Source organism: Shewanella sp. c952 (assembly GCF_019654975.1).
Taxonomy (GTDB): domain Bacteria; phylum Pseudomonadota; class Gammaproteobacteria; order Enterobacterales; family Shewanellaceae; genus Shewanella.
In genome coordinates, this window is sequence record NZ_BPEW01000022.1 from 11,839 (window position 1) to 33,334 (window position 21,496).

General features: G+C 44.9%; 25 protein-coding genes. 13 read left to right on the plus strand and 12 right to left on the minus strand.

Annotated features, from left to right (window positions below):
- Positions 1-6 precede the first annotated feature (6 nt).
- The 3 genes from K5R16_RS14555 to K5R16_RS14565 all read right to left on the minus strand — a co-directional run bounded on the left by K5R16_RS14555 (position 7) and on the right by K5R16_RS14565 (position 1,440).
- A complete protein-coding gene (locus K5R16_RS14555; RefSeq protein ID WP_220738284.1) occupies positions 7-645 on the minus strand; it encodes a hypothetical protein in 639 nt (212 codons plus the stop codon).
- Positions 646-684: 39 nt separating this feature from the next.
- A complete protein-coding gene (locus tag K5R16_RS14560) occupies positions 685-951 on the minus strand; it encodes a GNAT family N-acetyltransferase (protein ID WP_220738285.1) in 267 nt (88 codons plus the stop codon).
- Between the two features lie 63 nt (positions 952-1,014).
- On the minus strand, positions 1,015-1,440 hold the full coding sequence (locus K5R16_RS14565; RefSeq protein ID WP_220738286.1) for a thioesterase family protein: 426 nt from the start codon (positions 1,438-1,440) through the stop codon (positions 1,015-1,017).
- A 104-nt stretch (positions 1,441-1,544) separates the two neighbouring features.
- On the opposite strand from K5R16_RS14565, the gene K5R16_RS14570 reads away from it, so the two are divergent.
- The gene (locus K5R16_RS14570) at positions 1,545-2,297 is read left to right on the plus strand and encodes a DUF4344 domain-containing metallopeptidase (protein ID WP_220738287.1); all 753 of its coding nucleotides are present in this window, start codon (positions 1,545-1,547) and stop codon (positions 2,295-2,297) included.
- Positions 2,298-2,355: 58 nt separating this feature from the next.
- On the opposite strand, the gene mtnC is transcribed toward K5R16_RS14570, so the two are convergent.
- Together mtnC and hutI are read right to left on the minus strand one after the other, a co-directional pair.
- The gene (gene mtnC, locus K5R16_RS14575) at positions 2,356-3,033 is read right to left on the minus strand and encodes an acireductone synthase (RefSeq protein WP_220738288.1); all 678 of its coding nucleotides are present in this window, start codon (positions 3,031-3,033) and stop codon (positions 2,356-2,358) included.
- 456 nt (positions 3,034-3,489) lie between these two features.
- Positions 3,490-4,716, minus strand: a complete 1,227-nt coding sequence (gene hutI / locus K5R16_RS14580; protein ID WP_220738289.1) for an imidazolonepropionase — start codon at positions 4,714-4,716, stop codon at positions 3,490-3,492.
- A gap of 244 nt (positions 4,717-4,960) precedes the next feature.
- On the opposite strand from hutI, the gene hutC reads away from it, so the two are divergent.
- The 4 genes from hutC to K5R16_RS14600 all read left to right on the plus strand — a co-directional run bounded on the left by hutC (position 4,961) and on the right by K5R16_RS14600 (position 9,861).
- Positions 4,961-5,665, plus strand: a complete 705-nt coding sequence (gene hutC, locus K5R16_RS14585; protein WP_220738354.1) for a histidine utilization repressor — start codon at positions 4,961-4,963, stop codon at positions 5,663-5,665.
- 122 nt (positions 5,666-5,787) lie between these two features.
- On the plus strand, positions 5,788-7,476 hold the full coding sequence (gene hutU, locus K5R16_RS14590; RefSeq protein ID WP_220738290.1) for a urocanate hydratase: 1,689 nt from the start codon (positions 5,788-5,790) through the stop codon (positions 7,474-7,476).
- A 2-nt stretch (positions 7,477-7,478) separates the two neighbouring features.
- Entirely contained in the window at positions 7,479-9,011 is a 1,533-nt protein-coding gene (gene hutH / locus K5R16_RS14595; protein WP_220738291.1) for a histidine ammonia-lyase, read from the plus strand.
- A gap of 394 nt (positions 9,012-9,405) precedes the next feature.
- Positions 9,406-9,861 (plus strand): PaaI family thioesterase, encoded by a 456-nt coding sequence (locus K5R16_RS14600; RefSeq protein ID WP_220738292.1) that lies wholly within the window; start codon positions 9,406-9,408, stop codon positions 9,859-9,861.
- Between the two features lie 652 nt (positions 9,862-10,513).
- Here the strand turns inward: K5R16_RS14600 and K5R16_RS14605 are convergent.
- The 4 genes from K5R16_RS14605 to K5R16_RS14620 form a co-directional block, all read right to left on the minus strand.
- Entirely contained in the window at positions 10,514-11,683 is a 1,170-nt protein-coding gene (locus tag K5R16_RS14605; protein WP_220738293.1) for a MerR family transcriptional regulator, read from the minus strand.
- A 160-nt stretch (positions 11,684-11,843) separates the two neighbouring features.
- Entirely contained in the window at positions 11,844-12,386 is a 543-nt protein-coding gene (locus K5R16_RS14610) for a DUF4287 domain-containing protein (RefSeq protein WP_220738294.1), read from the minus strand.
- Between the two features lie 221 nt (positions 12,387-12,607).
- Positions 12,608-13,249 (minus strand): DUF3157 family protein, encoded by a 642-nt coding sequence (locus K5R16_RS14615; protein WP_220738295.1) that lies wholly within the window; start codon positions 13,247-13,249, stop codon positions 12,608-12,610.
- A 97-nt stretch (positions 13,250-13,346) separates the two neighbouring features.
- Complete coding sequence (locus K5R16_RS14620; protein WP_220738296.1) at positions 13,347-13,883, minus strand: porin family protein; 537 nt, start codon at positions 13,881-13,883, stop codon at positions 13,347-13,349.
- A gap of 197 nt (positions 13,884-14,080) precedes the next feature.
- Between K5R16_RS14620 and K5R16_RS14625 the strand changes: the two genes are divergently transcribed.
- Positions 14,081-15,337 carry a mechanosensitive ion channel family protein gene (locus tag K5R16_RS14625; RefSeq protein WP_220738297.1) on the plus strand — a complete coding sequence of 419 codons (1,257 nt, stop codon included), beginning with the start codon at positions 14,081-14,083 and terminating at the stop codon, positions 15,335-15,337.
- Positions 15,338-15,390: 53 nt separating this feature from the next.
- Here the strand turns inward: K5R16_RS14625 and folM are convergent, their stop codons facing one another.
- Genes folM through folX form a run of 3 tightly spaced genes read right to left on the minus strand, consistent with a single transcriptional unit; the run spans position 15,391 to position 17,160 of the window.
- Complete coding sequence (gene folM, locus K5R16_RS14630) at positions 15,391-16,095, minus strand: dihydromonapterin reductase (protein ID WP_220738298.1); 705 nt, start codon at positions 16,093-16,095, stop codon at positions 15,391-15,393.
- Between the two features lie 19 nt (positions 16,096-16,114).
- The gene (folE, locus tag K5R16_RS14635) at positions 16,115-16,753 is read right to left on the minus strand and encodes a GTP cyclohydrolase I FolE (protein WP_220738299.1); all 639 of its coding nucleotides are present in this window, start codon (positions 16,751-16,753) and stop codon (positions 16,115-16,117) included.
- Between the two features lie 41 nt (positions 16,754-16,794).
- Positions 16,795-17,160 carry a dihydroneopterin triphosphate 2'-epimerase gene (gene folX, locus K5R16_RS14640; protein ID WP_044555521.1) on the minus strand — a complete coding sequence of 122 codons (366 nt, stop codon included), beginning with the start codon at positions 17,158-17,160 and terminating at the stop codon, positions 16,795-16,797.
- A 160-nt stretch (positions 17,161-17,320) separates the two neighbouring features.
- Here folX and K5R16_RS14645 point away from each other — a divergent pair, with 160 nt between their 5' ends.
- The 7 genes from K5R16_RS14645 to K5R16_RS14675 all read left to right on the plus strand — a co-directional run bounded on the left by K5R16_RS14645 (position 17,321) and on the right by K5R16_RS14675 (position 21,493).
- On the plus strand, positions 17,321-17,767 hold the full coding sequence (locus tag K5R16_RS14645) for a DUF3429 domain-containing protein (RefSeq protein WP_220738300.1): 447 nt from the start codon (positions 17,321-17,323) through the stop codon (positions 17,765-17,767).
- Positions 17,768-17,769: 2 nt separating this feature from the next.
- Positions 17,770-18,156: a thiol-disulfide oxidoreductase DCC family protein gene (locus K5R16_RS14650; RefSeq protein ID WP_220738301.1), complete on the plus strand. Its 387-nt coding sequence runs from the start codon at positions 17,770-17,772 to the stop codon at positions 18,154-18,156.
- Between the two features lie 121 nt (positions 18,157-18,277).
- Complete coding sequence (locus tag K5R16_RS14655; protein ID WP_220738302.1) at positions 18,278-18,562, plus strand: DUF2282 domain-containing protein; 285 nt, start codon at positions 18,278-18,280, stop codon at positions 18,560-18,562.
- Entirely contained in the window at positions 18,562-19,416 is an 855-nt protein-coding gene (locus K5R16_RS14660; protein ID WP_220738303.1) for a DUF692 domain-containing protein, read from the plus strand. The genes K5R16_RS14655 and K5R16_RS14660 overlap by 1 nt, the downstream gene beginning before the upstream one ends.
- Positions 19,407-20,198 (plus strand): DNA-binding domain-containing protein, encoded by a 792-nt coding sequence (locus K5R16_RS14665; RefSeq protein WP_220738304.1) that lies wholly within the window; start codon positions 19,407-19,409, stop codon positions 20,196-20,198. Before K5R16_RS14660 ends, K5R16_RS14665 begins: the two co-directional genes overlap by 10 nt.
- Positions 20,191-20,682: an RNA polymerase sigma factor gene (locus K5R16_RS14670; protein ID WP_220738305.1), complete on the plus strand. Its 492-nt coding sequence runs from the start codon at positions 20,191-20,193 to the stop codon at positions 20,680-20,682. Before K5R16_RS14665 ends, K5R16_RS14670 begins: the two co-directional genes overlap by 8 nt.
- A gap of 4 nt (positions 20,683-20,686) precedes the next feature.
- Positions 20,687-21,493 (plus strand): hypothetical protein, encoded by an 807-nt coding sequence (locus K5R16_RS14675; RefSeq protein WP_220738306.1) that lies wholly within the window; start codon positions 20,687-20,689, stop codon positions 21,491-21,493.
- Positions 21,494-21,496 lie beyond the last annotated feature (3 nt).

The window sequence follows — 21,496 nt, forward strand, 5'->3', positions numbered from 1 at the left end:
TCCACGTTATTCCATCTCAATAATGATGAAGCTGCAGTTTAGCGGGGCAAACTCGACTTCTTTTAATGGAGTGAAAAGTTGCGCGGGGCTATCGCCTCGCCATGTCTTTCTCATTACCTCTTTACGTATATAGTCCTGCTGGTGCTCCATGATGTGAATAGTGAGCGTCTCGCCATCAAATAACCACTGGCCTTGATAGCTATCTAGCTGCTCTAATTCTGTATCTAACACTTCATGTTCGAGGGTGACATTACCGCCTGGATTTAATGCTAATAGCGTGTCGCCTGCTGTGCAGTTGTCACTTCTTAACCAGCTAGGAAGCGTGGCTGTAGACTGACTGCCGCGGATATAGAGACCGATATTATCGATACTGTAAAAGTGTTTTCCCTCAGCAAATTTATAGGTTTGCGGCTGATTAAACCCAAGTTGTTGTAACAGGGTTATCAACTGCTCGATAGCATCTTGATTTTGTTGGGCGGGGTTCATGGCGATACTGGTATCTGACAATTCAGCGGGGATCTCCAGTTGCGTCAACGTTACCTGCCAGCCTTGCGCTTCAAGTTGCTGGCTTAATGCATTGAGTTTAGCTGGCTTAACGCCATTAGCGCTGATAAAAGCATGTTGCTGGGCACAGCCAATTAGCAATAAAACGCTGGCTAAACTAATAAGTACCGCTTGCCTAATCTAAAGGAATTTTTGTACATACCAACAACTTGCTTCTAGCTGTAATCCTTGCGATTTTGCCCATGCTATACCATGTCTAACCAACTTCTCTGCTAAGCCTTTTCCGCGCAGTTCGTTGGGGACAAAGGTATGAGTGAAATTGCAAATACTATGGTTATTAAGCCGAGTATTACTCGGCAAAATCTCATAAGTGAGTAACGCTTGCGCTGCGCCTAGATTAATCACAAATTGGTGATTATCAGACTGATGGACAATCTTTTCACTCATCTAAAATCCTTTGAATTTACTTAAACTTCAAAAGAAAACCATACAGATATATCTGGCTCAGAGCTACTGCAGATAGGTTTTTAACGCGTCCAATAGCTGTGGCGTTAATTGCGCTTTTTGTCCCGTTTTAAAGTTAAACATCACCACTTGAGATGAGCCAATAGTGGTTACAGCTTGCTGGGTTTGGCTAAAAACGTGGTAGTGCATCATGAATCGGTCATCATTAATGTCACTGATGCTGACACCAACGACTAAGGTGTCGGGGAAGGTCACTGGTCGTTTATAGCGCGCTTGGTTTTCGCTGATCACCGGACCTACCGCGGTTTTTTGTAGATCTTCGAGTAGATTGATTTGGTTAAAGAAGTCGATTCTGGCGGTTTCGAAATAGCGAAAATAAACCACATTATTGACGTGTTGTAGGGCATCCATTTCGCCCCAGGCGACGTTTATTGAAGTATTTATCGGGTATTGCTCGAGAAACTTATCCATAATGATCTCTTATTATTAGTGTAAATCGATTTCAAACGGTTGTTTGATTTTTGTTCAGCATACCAGCATGCTGTTATCGCAACAAGGACTAGTGAGAGGTATCTGTGAGAGCAATTTATATCGGTGGATTAGCATGTTGCAGTTTATTCGCGGTTAGCCTGTGCCAAGCAAAAACAGTGAGCCAATTTGAGCCAGTTAAATCCTCGCAAGAGCAGCAAGCCTACAAGCTAATTAAATCTGTTGAGCCACAACTACAATTGCTAGTTGATGAGTTACCGCTGCAGCAACCTGTACAGATCGTCTATGGTGCCGAAGACGGGCCTCTATTTGATCCTCAGTTAATGCAGATCCATATTCCTTATTCGTTTATTACTGAGGTCTTTAACCGCTTTAGCGCAGACAACTATCAAGAAACAGGCATTAGTGCTGCAACTGCAACTCAAGATGCGTTATTGCACACCATTGGTCACGAATATGGACATGCCTTTATATACGCGAATCAAGTGATGGTGTTGGGTAAGGAGGAAGATGCAGTTGATACTCTAGCGACCTTACTGCTAATCAATTCGTTTGATGATGGTGCAGATATCGCGCTCAGCGCTGCGGATCTGTTTGCTTTAGAAGATGAAAGTATTGAAGAATTTGAAGAGCAAGATTTTGCCGATGAGCACAGCCTAGATGCGCAGCGATATTTTGCTACTCTGTGTTTAATCTATGGCAGTGATCCACAGAAGTTTGTTGGGATGCTCGATAGGCCACAGTCATTGCTACAAAACGGCGAGTATTGCCAAGAGGAGTATTTCCGCCAGAGTGATAATTGGGATAGGTTAAAGCAACAATATATCGTCGAAGAATAAACAGAAAAAACAAAAAAGGCATTCGGTTAAGAATGCCTTTAACAGTATGTGCTATAGCTTACAGTTCAATTTCAGCAAAGCTGCTTATCTGTTTAAAATCACCCGTGCGTTGATTGTCTTGGCGCACCATTTGTACCACATTTAAACCTGCTTCACTGGCTGCTTTTAGCTCTTCAAGCACATCAGAAACAAATAGAATCTGCTTCGGACTAAGGCTTATCGTATTGAGGATATTGCAGTAAGCTTGCTTAAAGCGTTTGTTACCCGTGCGGGTGTCAAAGTGGCCGTTAAACTTATCAGTTAAATCGCCAGCATCGCTATTACCAAATAGTAATTTCTGTGCATCAACAGAACCGGATGAGAAGCTATACACTCGCAGGCCTTGCTGCTTGTAACCGTCTAGTGCTTCGATAAAGTCTGGGAAGATATGCCCTTTAAACTCACCGTTAGCGTAACCTTGCTTCCAAATTAAACCTTGAATGGTTTTAAGTGGTGTCGCTTTGCGGTCTTCTTCAATCCACTGCAACAATATTTCAGTTACTCGAGCAAGATCAGCGTCAGGTTCTAGTGCGATATCTTGTACATCACAAATGCAGTTTTCGACTAAAACATTGTGTTGATTTTCTGCAAGAAAAGCGGGTAATACCTTAGCTGAATAAGGAAAAAGTACATCCTCAATAAAGTTAAGATCGGTAGTTGTACCGGCTGTATCTACGACAATGGCTCTGATACCCATGATGTTTGGTTACTCCGCAATGTGCTATTGATCTGTTTATTGCTCAGATCCTAAGCTGAAACGGCCTGTTTGGCTAGTTTATTCGGACCGCAAATCGTAGTTAATTTTCAGTCATGTAGGTTTGGTAAAACTTTCTAGGAATTGCTATCGAATTCTTAAGCTAACGAAGGAGCTAATACTGAGTAAGTTTGTTGTTCACTAACATGTAGTAAACTTAAACGAACTGCTTTTGTTACATTGTGCAAGTATGGTCATGCTCGTCTATTTAATGGCGGATCTTTTCGGTATGGGATAGTTGCGTGTAATTAAAGTATCTGTACATATAGTTATTGCAGGTAATTGGAACCTCGGGTGCCTGAAGCCACTCCAAGGTTCCTGAAATAATAAAAGACTAACAGCCACCCCCAAAACGATGAGTACCCTCATCGCTCAGGTGTCCCCGATTTTTATAGAAAATTACTGATGTACTAAACGGCCATTCTTAACCACTTCGATACAAGAGCCAACACCGTAGGTGTAGGAAAGCTCTGCGGGGGTGCTAATATTCCATAAACAGAAATCGGCGGTCATTCCAGCTTCTAACACGCCGACTTCAGCTTCAATCCCTAAGGCTTTGGCAGCGTTGCGAGTCATACCTGCGAGTGCTTCTTCTGGGGTTATGCGCATTAAGGTACAAGCCATGTTCAGCATCAAAAGGCTAGAACACATTGGCGATGAGCCTGGGTTATAGTCACTGGCAACCACCATAGGGACTTGGTATTGGCGTAGCAGCTCAATAGGAGGTAGCTGGGTTTCCCGTAGGAAGTAAAAAGCACCGGGCAGTAAGGTGGCACAGGTGCCGCTTTCGCTCAGGGCTTTGACGCCGGCTTCATCAAGGTATTCGATATGGTCTACAGACTTGGCGCCTAGCTTGGCTGCCATGGCTGAACCGCCTAAATTTGATAGCTGCTCAGCGTGGAGCTTGATATCCAGTCCTGCATCTTTGGCTGCGGTCAGCACTCGCTCAGTTTGCTCTAAGCTAAAGGCGATATTCTCACAGAATACATCGACGGCATCGGCAAGACCTTCGGCAATCACTTGAGGCAGCATCTCGTTGATCACTAAATCGACATAGGCGTCGCTATCATTTTTGTATTCTGGCGGGATTGCATGCGCACCTAAAAAGGTAGTTTTTACATCCACGTGATGATGCTTACCTAGCTCGCGTGCTACCCGCAGCAGTTTTAACTCGGTTTCAATATCTAAGCCGTAACCCGATTTGATTTCAACTGTGGTGACACCTTCTTTTGCCAGTGCATTAAGGCGCTGACGGCCTAGCTCAAACAGTTCGGCTTCGTCGGCTTCACGGCAGGCTTTAACGGTTGAGATGATACCGCCGCCACTACGAGCAATCTCTTCGTAGCTAGCACCTTGCAGTCGTAGTTCAAATTCATTGGCACGGTTGCCTGCAAATACTAAATGGGTGTGAGCATCAATCAGCCCCGGAGTAATCCAGCCACCTTTACCTTTGTAAATTGGCGTGGCAAGTACATCAAATTCTGGCAGCTCGCTACGTTTCCCTACCCAGGCAATTTTGCCATCTTTAACCGCTAATGCAGCATCTTTGATTGCACCGTAAGGCTCTGAAATGGTTGGTGACATGGTAGCGATATTGATATCAATCCAGACTTGATCCCACGACATACTGCACTCTCTTTTTGTTGTTTTAGCTAGTGGTTGAATACTAACACTAAGCATCGTCACGAAAAATAATTTGTGAGCTAGCTTGTATTTACTTGTATATACAAGCTAGGATTGTAGCCGAGTTTTTGATCATTATAAATAGCAGACAACTGTTAATTGACCGCTAACACCCAGCATGGTGTATCGGTCATCAAAAATTAAAACCGTGATAGCAAAGCAACCGATAAAGGTAATCAAACCTGATATGGCAATGCCGAAGTTTGAAGAGATTAAGCAATATATTTTAGCCCAAATAGAATCTGGCGAGTGGGCCGAAGACAGCCGTGTGCCGTCGGAAAACCAGCTGGCTGAACTGTTTGGCTGTAGTCGAATGACCGCAAGGCGTGGCTTAACGGAGCTTACCGAATCTGGTGTGTTAGAGCGTTCTCAAGGATTGGGCACTTTTGTTGCGGGGCTTAAAAGCCAATCTTCGATGATGGCAATCCGCAATATTGCTGATGAGATCAAAGACCGTGGCCATGGTTATAGCGTGCAGCAAGTGTCTTTGAGCCAAGCTAGCGCCACAGGTGCCATAGCGATTGCATTAGGGCTAGAAGAGGGCAGCGCTGTTTATCAGTCGGTGCTAGTGCACTGCGAGCAGGGTACGCCGCTGCAATTAGAGGAGCGTTTTGTTAACCCTAAACTCGTGCCTGAGTATTTAGCGCAAGATTTTATTAAACAAACGCCGCACGAATATTTATCTATGGTGGCACCGCTAACGGAAGCCAAGCACACCATTGAAGCCAAAATGGCCGATGATGCGCAGCTAGCACTGCTCAACATCGAGGCCTCAGAGCCCTGTTTACAGATTACTCGCCGCACTTGGTCACGCCAAGGTGTGGTGAGTTTTGCACGTTTAGTGCATCCAGGAAGTCGATTTAGATTAGGTGGCCATCTGACCTTTAACTAGAGGTTGGTTTGCTACAGATCCACAAGTAAAACGCTCAAAAAAATGAGCTGAAAATGATTTAAAAAACAAAAAGACAGTTATAAAAACAAGCATATAAAAACAAATTGAACGAGGTAGTACCGATGGATAAGAGACACGATCCAAGCCGCCGCATCATTGCGCCGACAGGAACAAAGCTAAGCTGTAAGAGTTGGTTAACCGAAGCGCCAATGCGTATGTTAATGAACAACTTACACCCAGATGTTGCTGAGCGTCCTGAAGACTTAGTGGTTTATGGCGGTATCGGCCGCGCCGCACGTGACTGGGAATGCTACGACAAAATCGTTGAAGTACTGCAGCGTCTTGAAGAAGACGAAACCTTAATGGTGCAATCGGGTAAACCTGTCGGGGTATTCAAAACCCACAATAATGCGCCACGAGTGATTATTGCCAACTCTAACCTAGTACCTCATTGGGCCAACTGGGAACACTTTAACGAGTTAGATAAGAAAGGTTTGGCGATGTACGGCCAGATGACAGCAGGTTCTTGGATCTACATCGGTTCGCAAGGCATTGTGCAAGGGACTTACGAGACCTTCGTCGCAATGGCTAAGCAACACTTCGGCGGTTCGTCAAAGGGTAAGTGGATTTTAACCGGTGGTCTTGGTGGCATGGGTGGCGCGCAGCCTCTAGCTGGCACCATGGCGGGTTATTCGGTACTGACCTGTGAAGTTGATGAAACGCGTATCGATTTCCGTATGCGTACTCGCTACGTCGATAAAAAGGCGACGACCTTAGATGAAGCGCTGGCGATGATTGATGAAGCAAACGCCAGTGGCAAGCCTGTATCAGTTGGTCTACTTGGTAATGCTGCTGATGTTTTCGCTGAGCTCGTTGAGCGTGGTATTACACCAGATGTGGTTACCGACCAAACTTCAGCACACGATCCGCTAAACGGTTACCTGCCACAAGGCTGGACGCTAGAGCAAGCGATTGAGATGCGTAAAACTGACGAAGCGGCTGTCGTGAAAGCGGCTAAACAGTCTATGGCAGTTCAAGTTAAAGCGATGCTAGCACTGCAAGCTGCCGGTTCTGCGACGACCGATTATGGTAATAACATTCGCCAAATGGCATTTGAAGAGGGGGTTGAAAACGCATTCGACTTCCCTGGATTTGTGCCTGCTTACGTGCGCCCATTATTTTGTGAAGGTATTGGTCCATTCCGTTGGGTAGCGCTATCTGGCGACCCAGAAGATATCTATAAGACCGACGCTAAAGTTAAAGAGCTTATTCCTGATAACCCACATCTGCACAACTGGTTAGATATGGCGCGTGAGCGTATTGCGTTCCAGGGTCTGCCATCTCGTATCTGTTGGGTAGGTCTTAAAGACCGTGCCCGTCTGGCGTTAGCCTTTAACGAAATGGTTAAAAATGGCGAGCTTTCTGCACCCATTGTTATCGGGCGTGATCACTTAGATTCAGGCTCTGTAGCCAGCCCTAACCGTGAAACTGAATCTATGCTTGATGGTTCAGATGCAGTATCTGATTGGCCGCTAATGAACGCACTATTGAACACTGCAAGTGGTGCAACTTGGGTGTCGTTGCATCACGGTGGTGGTGTCGGTATGGGCTTTAGCCAGCACTCAGGTGTAGTGATTGTGGCGGACGGAACCGATGATGCTGCAGCGCGTTTAGGCCGAGTACTGTGGAATGACCCCGCAACAGGCGTGATGCGTCATGCTGATGCTGGATATGATATCGCCAAAGATTGTGCAAAAGAGCAGGGTCTAGACCTGCCGATGCTTGATACCGCCAACACAGAGGGTAAGTAAACATGAGCCATTTAGTATTAACGCCGGGTAGCCTTACCCTTAAGCAAGTTCGTGAAATTAGCCGCGGAAAAGTCACCCTTGAGCTGGCTGAGAGCGCTATTAGCGACATCAATACCAGTGCCGGTCTTGTACAACAAGTATTGGATGAAGGCCGTACAGTTTATGGTATCAACACCGGTTTTGGCTTATTAGCTAACACTAAGATTGCTGCTGAAGATCTGCAACTGCTACAACGCTCTATTGTGCTGTCGCACGCTGCGGGTACTGGGCAATACATGCAAGACGCTACAGTGCGTTTGATGATGGTATTGAAGATCAACTCGTTAAGCCGTGGTTTCTCAGGTATTCGTTTAGAGGTGATTAACTTCCTTATCGCATTGGTAAATGCTGAAGTTTACCCCTGTGTGCCAGAAAAAGGCTCAGTAGGTGCATCTGGTGATTTAGCTCCGCTATCTCACATGTGTTTACCACTACTTGCTGAAGGTGAGATGAGCTACAAAGGTCAGCTGATCACGGCTGCTGAAGGTCTTGAGATTGCAGGCCTTAAACCGCTTGAATTAGCGGCTAAAGAGGGCTTAGCATTACTGAACGGTACCCAAGCTTCAACCGCATTAGCGCTAGAAGGTTTATTTAACGCAGAAGACCTGTTTGCGGCAAGTTCTGTTATTGGCGCCATGAGCGTTGAAGCTGCGATGGGTAGCCGTAGTCCGTTTGATCCGCGTATTCACGCTGCTCGTGGCCAAAAAGGCCAAATTGATTCAGCAGCTGTATTCCGTCATCTACTAGGTGAAGAGTCTGAGATCAGCCTTGATCATGTTAACTGTGAGAAGGTGCAAGATCCTTACTCACTGCGTTGTCAGCCACAAGTATTGGGTGCTTGTTTAACCCAAATTCGTCATGCGGCTGAGGTGCTAGGCACTGAAGCTAATGGTGTTACCGATAACCCATTAGTATTCCAAGATACTGGCGACATTATCTCTGGTGGTAACTTCCACGCTGAGCCTGTGGCAATGGCTGCCGATAACCTAGCGATTGCGATTGCAGAACTGGGCTCTATCGCCGAGCGTCGTATCGCACTGCTTATCGATTCAAACCTGTCAAAACTGCCACCGTTTCTTGTCGAAAATGGTGGGGTAAACTCAGGCTTTATGATCGCCCAAGTTACGGCTGCGGCATTGGCATCTGAAAACAAGACTTACGCGCACCCAGCGTCAGTTGATAGCTTGCCAACTTCTGCTAACCAAGAAGATCACGTGTCTATGGCTACGTTTGCGGCGCGCCGCTTGCGTGATATGTCTGAAAACACTCGTGGCGTGTTAGCGGTTGAGTTACTAGCTGCGGCGCAAGGCTTGGATTTCCGTCGTCCACTGCAACCAGCTGTTGCTGTGGCGAAGGCTAAAGCTGAGTTGCGTGAATTGGTGACTTACTACGATAAGGACCGTTTCTTCGGCCCAGATATTGAAGCCGCAACTGACTTATTGATCACTGCCAGCTACAACGCTTACTTGCCAGCAGATATTCTGCCAAGCTTGTAATCCAAAGTGATAGTGGATTGACAAAAGGGCCTAACGGCCCTTTTTTATGCGTGTAAAGCAGCCCGGATTAACACTGGATAATCTCATTTTCTATACGTATGCTCCGCCTCTAACGCACAAATGACTCGCTGTGAATACATCCTTGTAAGCTCTACGACAACATCCATGTTGTCGAAGGTCATTTGGTGCATCAGAGAGCGCTGTTTAGGCACTAACAGCCGTGGAAATATTAACTGTTTGCAAATGCGAAGCTGCAATTGTTTAGAGCCTGGAAGGGCTGAATATCAGGAAGCTAATCATTAGTCTTAAGCCTAATGTCTGCATTGTCGAAACGGTTAATGTGTAATAGCGTAGTTTGGAGTTGATGGTCGTTGAAGCGAATTAAGGTGCGGTAATGCAAGCATTTCAAGATTTATACCCCGAAGATCTCTGCCATTGTTATGGTTGCGGTAAAAATAATCCCCATGGGCATCAACTCAAAAGTTACTGGGACGATGATGAAACCATCGCGTTGTTTACCCCTAAGCCATTTCATACCGCCATTCCTGGTTTTGTTTACGGTGGATTAATAGCTTCACTTATCGATTGCCATGGTACTGGCAGTGCTAGCGCCGCTGCTGGTCGGGCATTTGGTGATGGTACGCAGCAGCCGCCAAGGTTTGTCACCGCCGCGCTCAACATTGATTACTTAGCGCCAACTCCAATGGGTGTAGAGCTGGAGCTACGTGGCGTTATTCGAGAGATTAAGCCTAAAAAAGTGGTATTGGATATCAGCCTTATTGCTGCAGGCGTGACTTGCGCCAAAGGACATATGGTAGCGGTTAAAATGCCAGAAAACATGCTGATTTAACTTATTTTTTATAAGGCAATTTTTAGTTAATGATTATCGCTGTTTCAAGCGGGTTTAGTTCTTTTTTATAAGGCAAGTGATAGTGTTAAGCTATTACTTCTTTTCTTTCGCTTGGGATTTTAATGATCTGTTGTAAGCTAAGTCGACAGGGCTTTTTTATTCAAGTTTTCTTTATTTTATTTTTGGTCGCGATAGGTACGGATTTTTATATAAATATAGATACGCTTCGCTCTAGTGAGACCTTTGGAAAAGTCTTAATAGTTATAACTATGGTGCCTTTTTTCGTTTTATATTTACTGGTTCTTATCGTAAGATTCATAGATAGCCCAAAAACAATAAGGTTAGACTTTGTTTCAGAAATGCTCTTTATTGATGATAAGAAACTGGAACTAAGTGAGCTAGAAAGCCTTTCTTTTAGCTATAAAAAAGAGCGAATTTATATTGAGGTAATTTTTCCCAAGGATAATATATTGTTTAAAAGCAAAATAAATTATCTATGCAATATGTCTATTGATGAGATAGACGATAACACATCAGAAATCGAGAATGTTACTGTCTATCATTATTAACAAGGTCTAGTTAAAAGAGGTGTTGTTACTTTGTGCAGCTAGGCTTTAATAGCTAGGTATTCTAGTCATTAAAGCGCTTACTTTTAAATTTTTTGCAACACAAACAGATGGTAGCCAAACTCTGCCGCAAACTGGCTGCAGATATTCACTTCATGTTTGATATCGTTCAGCGCTGCAGAAGCTGCCATTTCTGATTCAAGCTCTTTCGCTCGCTCACCTAACGGGCCGTAATAATCTAACCAAGCCTGTTTGCTCTGAGAGAAATGCTCGACAACACGGTAGCCCGCGTGCTTCATTTGCTCGATTCGGGTTGCGATAGGCTGCATATCTGGATAGTTTTGACTCCAAAACTCAACGGATTTCTGACTTGGATTGTCAGTTTTCCAAACGAGATCGCTAATCACTAGATAGCCCTGCTGATGCAATAGTGGCAGCCACTGCGCGAGCGCTTTTTCTACACCCATTATGTAGGCACTGCCTTCAGCCCAAATAAGATCAAAGCTTTCATCAGTAAACGGCAGTTCGGTCATGCTAGCGCAAACGGTTTTGAGTCGATTAGAAAAACCGAGCTGCTCAAAGCGTTGCACTAGCCTATCTAGTGCGGACTGCTCATTATCGACGGCGGTAATGTTTGCTTTGCTATGTGCGGCTAACACTTTAGTTGCTAGCCCTTTTCCACAGCCTATCTCTAAGATATTGTCAGGTGCTTTGGCTACCAGTGATAAAGCTTTTTGTGTATCACTTTCACTGCCTGGCCCCCAGCGCTCAAATGGTTCAAAAACCGTCATAAAGTCAGCCATATATACATCGTGTTCGTTCATATCTTTTGATAACCATTTTAGTCGTAAGGCCTCTTTCTCACTAAAGCCTTGCTTTGTTAACCAGTCTAGATGAGCATCTGGGGCCAGTTTATCTAAACTCGTGTGCCATGCTTTGAGGTCGCCCTCACCAAGCATGGCTGCAAGTAAATATCGTGACTGTTGCTTTTGCTCTATCTCTTCGTCTAGCGCTTTGAGGCGGTTTTGCAGTAATTGTCTGTCAACTTTTGCTTCTAGACATACTTTGCACTCTTTCATTGTTAAACCGCCAGCCAGTAATTGTTGAATCAAACGGAGGCGTTGCAGATCTTTATCGCTGTAGGCGCGATAGCCATTTTCAAGCCTACTAGCACTGATAAGCTTTTGCTTTTCATAATAAAGTATCGCGGTTCGAGAGAGCCCGACTGCTGCCGCAAGCTCAGAGATCTTATACATGATCATCAGCCTTGTATCCGTTGATGGTTAAGCACTTTAAACTATAAAGCTGTAGACGGGTCAATAGAAAGCTGTAGCTATTTTTATGGGGCTACAGGATGGTTTAAAGCAGATAGGTATTTATAGCCATTTAAAAATAGCTATATTTGTCAGTAGTTGACTACACTGATTTCTCATATGCTTGCGACACCCAACTAATGACTTCGTCATCAATATCATCGAGGGTTTTCAATTGAATCCGGTGAGTGCACATGGTGCCAAATGGCCCCGAATCTTCTAGCCGCCCTTGCAGCTCAACTCCGTTGAGTTTTAGTCCTAGATCTATTCTTGTTTTGGTTGCGGGTTTTATGAGTGCAAATTGATGCTTTCTGATCAGACTGACACTGGCCTTTTTCGGCGTGAAATTAATGTCCTCACCGAACGTTTCAATAATTGAAATAAGCTTTTCATAGAGGGGTTTGAGGTTTTCTTTACCGCTGTATTGAGTGATAACAAGATCTTCTACTGGCTGATTACTCTCTCGAGATAAGGTAACAATAGTATTGGCAAAACCATGAGTGACACCGTGTTCCGTTTTTAGATACTTTACTGCTGCAGTGTGTTTGTCGAAACTCTCTTTTGCCAATATTTTATACCACTCATCGAGTGTCTTGCCTGTTTTTTCAGGCATGTTGTTAATCATGGTCTGCAGTGCTTTATCCATATTGTTCAACCTTTGATCCATAGCAATTGGTATGAATGTTCATTTATGCATTAGTTTAGCAAAGAAGTAATCTACTATTGTTTTGCAGAGCACAGAGTCGCTGGCATATTTTGAATGGTTATAGGATTAAAGGAGGGGAATGGCTTTGGTTTTACGGCTAGTAAAACAAAAAGACCTAGCGCAATGCTAGGTCTCAAAAATAGTTGGCTCAACGACTGAGACTACATGCGTGAGTCCATCTCTTTCATCTTCAAGCTCATTAACTGCTTAGTCCACTGGGCTTTATCGATGTCCTCTATCCATAATACGCGGCTCTCACGGGTTTGTCCTTTGCGTAAGTATGTATCAGGCATTCTGAAAACAGCTTGCCAAACTTTAACGGTTTCTCTTTTGATTAATGCCCCAGAGTCAGCAAACAAACTCACTTCAAGTTCGATCATGACATAGTGTTCAGAGCTATTACTTGATAGCTCGAACGTTAGACCCAAACGGCCATCATCATCCCACTGGCTATCTAAAAAGCTGACTTTAACACCACTTTTGGCGGTTGATTTTAATAGTGCAGACTGAGCGATAGCACTTGAGGTGAGTGCTTCGGTATTTGCTATAGGCGCTGTTGGGGTGACGGCTGGAGTCGTATTCTCGGTGACGGCAACAGCTGCGGCTGCTGCCGGCAGTGTTACTGGAGTAGCTGTGTCTGCTTTAGCCTGGCTTTCTAGGATGACATATTCCCAAGTGAAGTCATCGTTGAGCTTGACGGTTGCACCATTTTCTAAGGTGACTCGTGCCACTTCATCGGCATAAGCGGGAATTGATAGTGAGAATAAGGCAATACAGGCATAGGCCATTAGCGTTTTGTACATGATTGTTAACCTTGTAAAGGAGATTGCCCTAGCATAGACAAACTCCCGCCATAATAACACTGACAAGATCAAATTTAGTGTACATGTAGTCGCGGATTTACATGGTGTAACCGATACTAAATACCGCTGATTCAGTTGCGCTGTTATAACCTGCGGCCATAGTGAAGTGCGGACCTAGCACATATCTAAGGCCGGCTTCTGCCCCCCAAGTGGTGTCTTTGTCGGTTTCCCATACAGGCTCGCCACCAACAATAAGCGGAGTGATGTTATTGGTCGAAGATAGTTCGTGCGTATAAGCTGCGGCTCCGCCATAAAAGCTTAAGCCTGCAGCAATAGGGTAGCTCAAACCAAAGCGCCATAATGAGCTCTGCGAATAGGCTTCGCCAGGTTCTTCTACAGTTATGTCATCTTTTTTGCTTTGAGCATAGCCGATGTAGTAACCCCAGTTAGCATAGTCAGTATCGTAGTGACTAGGAGCAATGGTGATGCCGTAGAGATCGTCGATTGCCGGAATATAGTCTACGGTTATACCAATTGTAGGTTTTGGTAAAACAGGTGCATCTTTGCTGTAATCATTGGCGAGAGCGCTAAAGCTACAGAGGGTGATAACACAGGTAAGTAAGTATTTGGTCATTTTGATCTCGATGAACTTCAGGCAATAGAAAATGGATTGTTGTGAATCTTTAGATTACAGTCAACTGTGATAGCTCAAATTGCTGTTAAACTTGATGATTGTGATTGATTTGTTCGCCACTTGATTGTGGCTTGTTAACCCTATTTTGCAAGCTTGAATAGATTGTTTATGTCTGTTCACTATCGGAGATATCTATTTTGGATCAGGAATTACGTGCAAGTATCACTCAATGGTTGGCTACCGTCGGGATCGACAGCCAACCGGCAGACGGTGTTTCAACCAGTATTCTTGTCATAGCCTGTTTCATTGTCGCTTTTATAGGCTACGTCTTTGTGAAACGTGGTGTTGTCAGCACCATGAATATTGTCATCACTCGCTCGCGCGTCCATTGGGACGATATCTTCATGCGCTATCGTGTATTGGAGAAGTTGGCCAAGTTGGTTCCGGCTCTTATTCTCAACATCATTCTGCCCTTGGCGCTAACCGAGCATGAAGTATTAGCGAGTTTGGCTGATAGGCTACTTGATGTCACCATTGTGATTTTATTTGTGCGAGCGGTTTATAGTGCATTAGATGCCGCCAACGAAGTTGCTGATGTTAATTTAGTTAGCCGTCGGCTGCCGATTAAGAGCTTTGTACAACTGTTTAAGTTGTTTATGTTTTTTGTCGCTATCATCATCTCGATTTCGGTACTGGCTGACCAATCGCCGGTATACTTCTTAAGCGGTTTAGGTGTTGCGACCGGTTTGGTGATGTTGGTCTTCAGGGATACTATTTTGGGCTTTGTGGCTGGTATTCAGCTAGCGGCTAACAGAATGGTCAGCCCAACAGATTGGATCCAAATGGATAAATACGGCGCCGATGGTGCGGTTGAAGAGGTGTCGCTGACAACGGTTAAAGTGCGTAACTGGGATCAGACCATTACCATGATCCCCGCCTATGCTTTAGTGTCGGATGCCTTTAAAAACTGGCGTGGAATGTCTGAATCCGGTGGCCGTAGAATTAAGCGCTCGGTACAGATTGATATCAGTTCTATCGGTTTTTTAACTGAACAAGATAAGCAACGATTGTCGAAGATCAATCTTCTTAAGTCCTATTTCGCTGCAAAGTCGCAGGAGATCAGTACATTTAACGCACAGGTAGAAGATGCCGATATGCCTGTGAATAGTCGTCACTTGACTAACGTGGGGACCTTTAGAGCCTACATGTTGGCTTATTTAAATCAGCATGAGAAAGTTCATAAAGATATGACCTTGTTAGTACGTCAGCTTGCACCTACATCGAGCGGTGTACCGATTGAGCTGTATATCTTCACCAATGACATAAGGTGGGCGGCTTATGAAGATATTCAAGCGGATATCTTTGATCATGTGTTTGCAATATTGCCAGAATTTGGCTTAAGGGTGTATCAAGGGCCAACCGGTGCGGATGTGCGTAGTTTGCAAAGCCATTAGTCACAGTCGCTGAAACTAGGAAGGCACCTTATTAGGTGCCTTTTTTAATATGATTAAACCAAGTGGCGGCCGCCATCAATTTTCAAGGTTTGCCCGGTAACATAGTGACTCTGCAACAGGTAGTTGACCGCATTTAAGATCTCTATCTCACCCCCCTCTTTGGCCATCAGTGCCTTTTTGAGTGCCTTTTGTTTGTATTGCTCGTCATCATCGGGGTTAAACATGAGCAATGCAGGGGCAATACTGTTGACCTTAACCTCAGGCGCATACTTCGCGGCAAAAGATAGCGTCAGATTTTGTAACGCTGCTTTACTGGCAGCATAAGCTGCATGTTTTTTACTGCCTTTTTCTGCTACATAATCGGTGATGTGGATAATGTCAGCCATGCCGTTATTGGCTTTGAGCTGCTCCGCAAGTGCCAAGTTGATGGTATAAGGCACACTCACATGAATGCGCATCATTTTGTCCATAGTCGATAGGGCTGATGCGGTATTGCCGTCTGGCAACCAGTCAGATGCATTATGGATTAGTGCTTTAAAGGCTGACTGTTGAGCAAGCTTTTGCAGTAGTTCATCGAGCTGAGCATCGTGGTAAAAATCACACTGATGTAGCTCAACACCTAAGGCTTCGAGTTCTTGCAGTTGCGGATATTGGCTACGGTAAGTGCCAATGACTTTATGGCCTTGTTGGGCTAAATGCTTGGCAAGGTAGAAGCCGACACGCTTGCCGACTCCGGTTATTAAAATAGCGGCTGTCATCAAATTCCTTAATAGCTGACTAGCGGAAAAACTCTGCTCGAGTTGCGGCGCTGGTTTTAAACTCGCCTCCGAGGGCTGTGGTTTGCGTTTGCGATTGGGTATCCATTACCCCTCTGGATTTTACGCAGTAGTGGGTGGCATCAATACTGACCGCGACATTATCGGTTGCCAGTAATGTTTGCAGGGCAACTAAGATCTGCTTGGTTAAACGTTCCTGCACTTGCGGGCGCTGGGCAAAAAAGCGCACGATACGATTGATTTTAGACAGACCAATAATGGTGCTGCTGGGGATATAAGCCACTTTGGCTAAGCCATCGATGGTAACGAAGTGATGCTCACAGGTGCTGACGACGCTGATATCAGAGATCCGCACCATCTCATCGACCGCCATTTTATTTTCAATCTGGGCGATTTTAGGAAAGTTGTCGTAGTCTAGGCCGGCAAATATCTCGTTGACATACATCTTAGCGATACGGTGCGGCGTCTCTTGTAAGCTGTCATCGCTGAGGTCGAGGCCTAAGGTTGACACGACTTCCGTCATTAAGCCTCTGATACGCTCATACTTCTGTTCGGCGGTCATATCCGAAGGAATTAAAGGGGTCTCGAGTCCTTGTTTGATGAGTGCTTCTCTCACTCGTTGAGCCTGTGATACATCCATAGGTGACTCCTGCTGTGAATGATTAGTTTGGCAATTTTGTATTAAGATTTTCGGTACTCTAAAGACAGTGAAACGGAGTCTGCGAATCTTAATGCATGGGGCTTATCAATAGTCACTCGGGCATATTGAACCCATGGATGCTGGCTACTGATATCGAGTACATCAGAGACTAATTTTTCTAACAGTAGAAAGCGCCCCTCCTCGACGTGCTGAATGACGGCTTTAGTTACCTTCTTATAATTGAGCGCTTCATCGACGTTGTCTTCGCGAATAGCATTACTAGCAGGGTAGTGGATCTCAATATTTATCACTACATCCTGCATTTTCTCGCGCTCTTCAATATTGAAACCAATGAAAGTGCGCAGGCGCAAATTGGTGACTTTGATAATGGCGTTGCTTGTTGTCATTTATAGTCCTTTATCGTTCTTTTAACTAACTATAGGCAAAGATACGGATAATTCAGCAATTTAGATCATCCCTTTAATACCAATTTACACCAAGCAGAGATCTAAATGTCAACTGACATCGTACAGGTTGATAATGTTTATTGGCTGAGTTGAGTGAACTATGGAGCGAAATGAACGTATTTGGCAAGGTCTAGGTTATGCCGGGCTGTTGCCTTTTATTATAGCAACAACAATGGCTTGGGTAGGATTGCAGTTAACTTGGTTAAATGCTGAGTTTGCCTTTATTAGTTACAGCGCGGTCATTCTTAGCTTTATATCAGGCACTTTGTGGGGGCGTGCTATTGCGCTATCAACCAGCAGCACGACTGGGCGTTTGCTTATACAGAGTAATCTGTTTTCAATCTTAGCTTGGTTAGCTTTATTGCTAAATCAACAGCTGATCAGTCTAACGATATTGGCAGTAGGCTACTTAAGCCTGCTTGCGATTGAAAGGAAAGCTAAAGAGTTATGCCTTAACCAAGATTATATATCAATGAGGCTCAGATTAACGCTGGTAGCGGTAACTTTGCATCTACTGATGTTATTCCATCAATTATTCGGAGGTTAGCAATGAAACTACGTATCTTTTATGACTCACTTTGTCCGCTATGTGACGCAGAAATGCAGCACATTAAATCATTAGACAGTCACGATAACATTGAACTGCAAGATCTAAATCAAGCTGATTTTAGCGTTAAGTTTCCTGAGATAGATTTCGCGTTAGCGAATAAAATTTTACATGCTCAACGCGCAGATGGTTCGTTGATCTCTGGACTCGATGTGACCTACGAGGCTTGGGCTGCAGTGGGTAAAGAGAAGTGGGTTTCACTACTACGTTGCTCGTTAGTTAAGCCATTTGCTGACAAAGGCTACCTGTTCTTTGCTAAGCACCGATACCGCATATCTTACTTACTAACCGGCAAGAAGCGCTGCGAAACAGGCACTTGCTACCGCTAAGAGCGGTAATTAAATGATTATTTCTAATTCGACTAAAATTAGTTTTGTACATAATGCAATCAAACCTCCAGCTAACTCGTTATAGGGTTGAATGTGTTATTTATCAAAAGGAATAATCGATATGAAATCTTCAACAACAGCACTGGGTGTAACGGTGGCAGGTATTTTAGCTGCGAGTTTATCTTTAGGTGCACAAGCGGTGCCCGATCAACCGAAAGAGTGGGAGAAATGTGCCGGTATTGCTAAAGCGGGTGCTAACGATTGCGGCGCATTAGATGGCAGTCATGGCTGCGCCGGACAAGCCAAAGCTGACAACCTTCCTACAGAATGGGTTTATGTTCCTGCAGGCACTTGCGACAAAATTGCTGGCGGCGAAGTTAAAGCGGTTAAACCGGCGAAAAGCTAATGCCTAATACTGGCATAGCAGGCGCAGGCATTGGCCTGCGCACTCCTCATGTGCAGCAAATATTGGCTGACGAAAGTATTGAAATCCCTTGGCTAGAAGTGTTGGCTGATAATTGGCTAGTGGAAGGCGGGCTAAACCAACATCTGCTGATGCGTATTAGTGAGCGATTTCCGCTGGTATTTCATAGTGTAGGCTTGTCTCTTGGTGGCGCCAATAGGCTAGATGTTGATTACCTCAATAAGATCAAATCTCTCAAGCAAGCCTGTGGCGGCCATTGGTATTCCGAACATGCAAGCTTTTCCGGTAATAACGACTTTAAAGTCGCAGATCTGTTGCCGTTGCCCTACACAGACGAAGCGGTCATGCATATCAGCAATAGGATCAAGCAAACTCAAGATCTACTGGGTGAAAGAATGTTGCTGGAGAATGTGTCTACCTATATGAGTTGCCAGTACAACGAATTGAGTGAGGGGGAGTTTATTGCTGCTATTGCTGAAGAAGCTGATTGTTACCTGTTGCTGGATATCAATAATGCTTTTGTCACTAGTGTGAATCTAGACCAGCAGTTACAAGCCTTTTTGGATGCCGTACCTGCCAAGCGGGTAAAGCAGATCCATTTGGCGGGCTTTCATCAAAAAGATGATTATCTGCTGGACGCCCATAACCATCCTGTTGATCCGCAAGTTTGGCAGGCTTATCAAAATTACATTCAGCTCAATGGCAATATTCCCACCATGATTGAGTGGGACAGTGAAATACCTACACTGGATCGGCTGTTACAGGAGCGACAGATTGCCGCCGATATGATGCAGTTTAATGCTAAGCCCGTTGCTGGAGTTGATCGATGCGCTTAGCGGACTGGCAGGGAGCATTTATTCAAGCGTTGCAAGCGAATGGCGATGAGCGTGCATTATTGGCTATGGTCAATCAGCGCGAGCATTCTCGGTTAAAAATTTACCAAAACAACGCCTTTCAAGCGCTGCTAAGTAGTCTACAAAGTAGCTTTCCTGTATGCCAGACGGTAGTGGGAGAGCGCTGCTTTGAGCAACTAGCGCAGCAATATTGCAACCGTTACCCTTTGAAAGATGCCAACTTAAACCATTATGGTGCCCAGTATCCAAGGTTGCTTGCCGATGAGGTTAAGCAACATCAAGGATTTATCGGGCTTGAGTACCTACCTGAGCTGGCAATGCTTGAATGGGCGCTAAAGCAGGGCTATTACGCCCAAGATCGCAGTGCCTATGTGCAACTGCCACAAGTACATGAGCTGGACCAACTAGCGCTACTTAGTGAAGCGCAGCAGCAACAAGCAGTGCTACTTCTGCAACCTGATATTGAGCTGCTTAGTTGTCACTATCCGGTGCAACAAGTCTGGGTAAAACACCAAGCCACAGCAGAGCAAAGCCACACAACTAGTTGCGATAGCGCAGCAAACTATCTGCTGATCTTTCGGGACCGCTTTAAGGTGAACTTTAAGCAAATATCAGCGCCTCAAGCTCAGTTAATAATGGCTATAAAGCAGAGTATGTCGCTCGGACAGTTAACTAGCACTGATGTGGATTTGAGTGAATTAACTCAACTGATTCAGCAGGGCTGGATTGCGGGCTATAAATTGGTGGTAACAGCCGATGGATAGAGCGCTATTGCAGAGTCTATATCGCTACTGTTTATGTCTGACTCGGCATAGCGCAGCAGCGGAAGACTTATTGCAAACAGCGATCGAACGTTGGTTAAGCAGCGCGGCTAAGCCTCAATATCCAAAAGCCTACCTACGCACAATTATTCGCAATCAATTTATTGATGACTGCAGACGCCTAAAGCGGATCGACTTTGAGCCTATAGATGAGCACGCCCCAGCATTGTTAGACGAGACCTGTATGGAGCAGGTCGCGTTGCAGCATGACTTAATTGAGTATCTGTTCTCTCAGCTCAATGCCGCCGAAAGGGAGGTATTGTATCTGTGGGCGGTTGAAGGGTTTAGCGCTGCAGAGATCGCCAATGACTTGGGTCAACCTAGAGGTACGATTTTGTCGAGGCTACACCGGATAAAAATTAAGGCGGTTGAGCTTATGCCAAATGAAACTGCCACCACACAAAGTAACGGTCAGGGGAGCGAGTAATACTATGAGTAATAAGCACGATGCCACTGACAACAGTTTTAGACAATCAGTGAAGCAATATATTGAATCTCAGCAACTGTCAGATGAGGCTTTAGCACGCATGGAGGCATTGTATTCTGCTGCAGCGCAGGCAGATGAGGGAGTTAGTGCTGATAGCTTGTTGAACAAAGAGTTACAGCTTGAAAGTGACGCTATTGAAAAGCCGTCTGCTCAAGATTATATAGACGAAACTGAGTTTATACTTGCCAGCCTGCCTGCGGCTTCCAGTAAGGGGCGAAAACCTTTAGTTAAATTAGTTTATGCGCTTGCAGCCAGTGTTTTTGTGCTGGTGGCAGCATTTCAGCTGTATTCATATACCCAGATTCAGCAGCTATTTAATGGTGCATCAAATAGTGTTGTTATGACGAGTATGAGCTGGAAAATTGCCGATGAAGTGGCTCGAAATCATGTAAAGATGAAACCACTTGAAGTGAAAACTGAGCAACTAAGCCAGCTTAGAGGTTACTTTACTCAGCTTGATTTCACCCCCGTTAATTCAAGCTTTCTCGCCAAAGCCAACGATACTGATAGTAAAATGCTTGGCGGCCGTTATTGCTCTATTCAGGGTTTAACAGCCGCACAGATTAGATTTAGTCAAAAAGATAAACAACCTCTTACTCTATACGAAGTGCAATATGACCCAAGTCTCTATGGTGAGCAGCCAATATTGGAGCAGGGAGATAAGCCCACAGAGTTGATAGTTCGCGGCGTGGCCGTATCTATATGGGTCGAGAAAGGGCTGCTAATGGCAACAGCCCGCTCAGTTGATTAACGC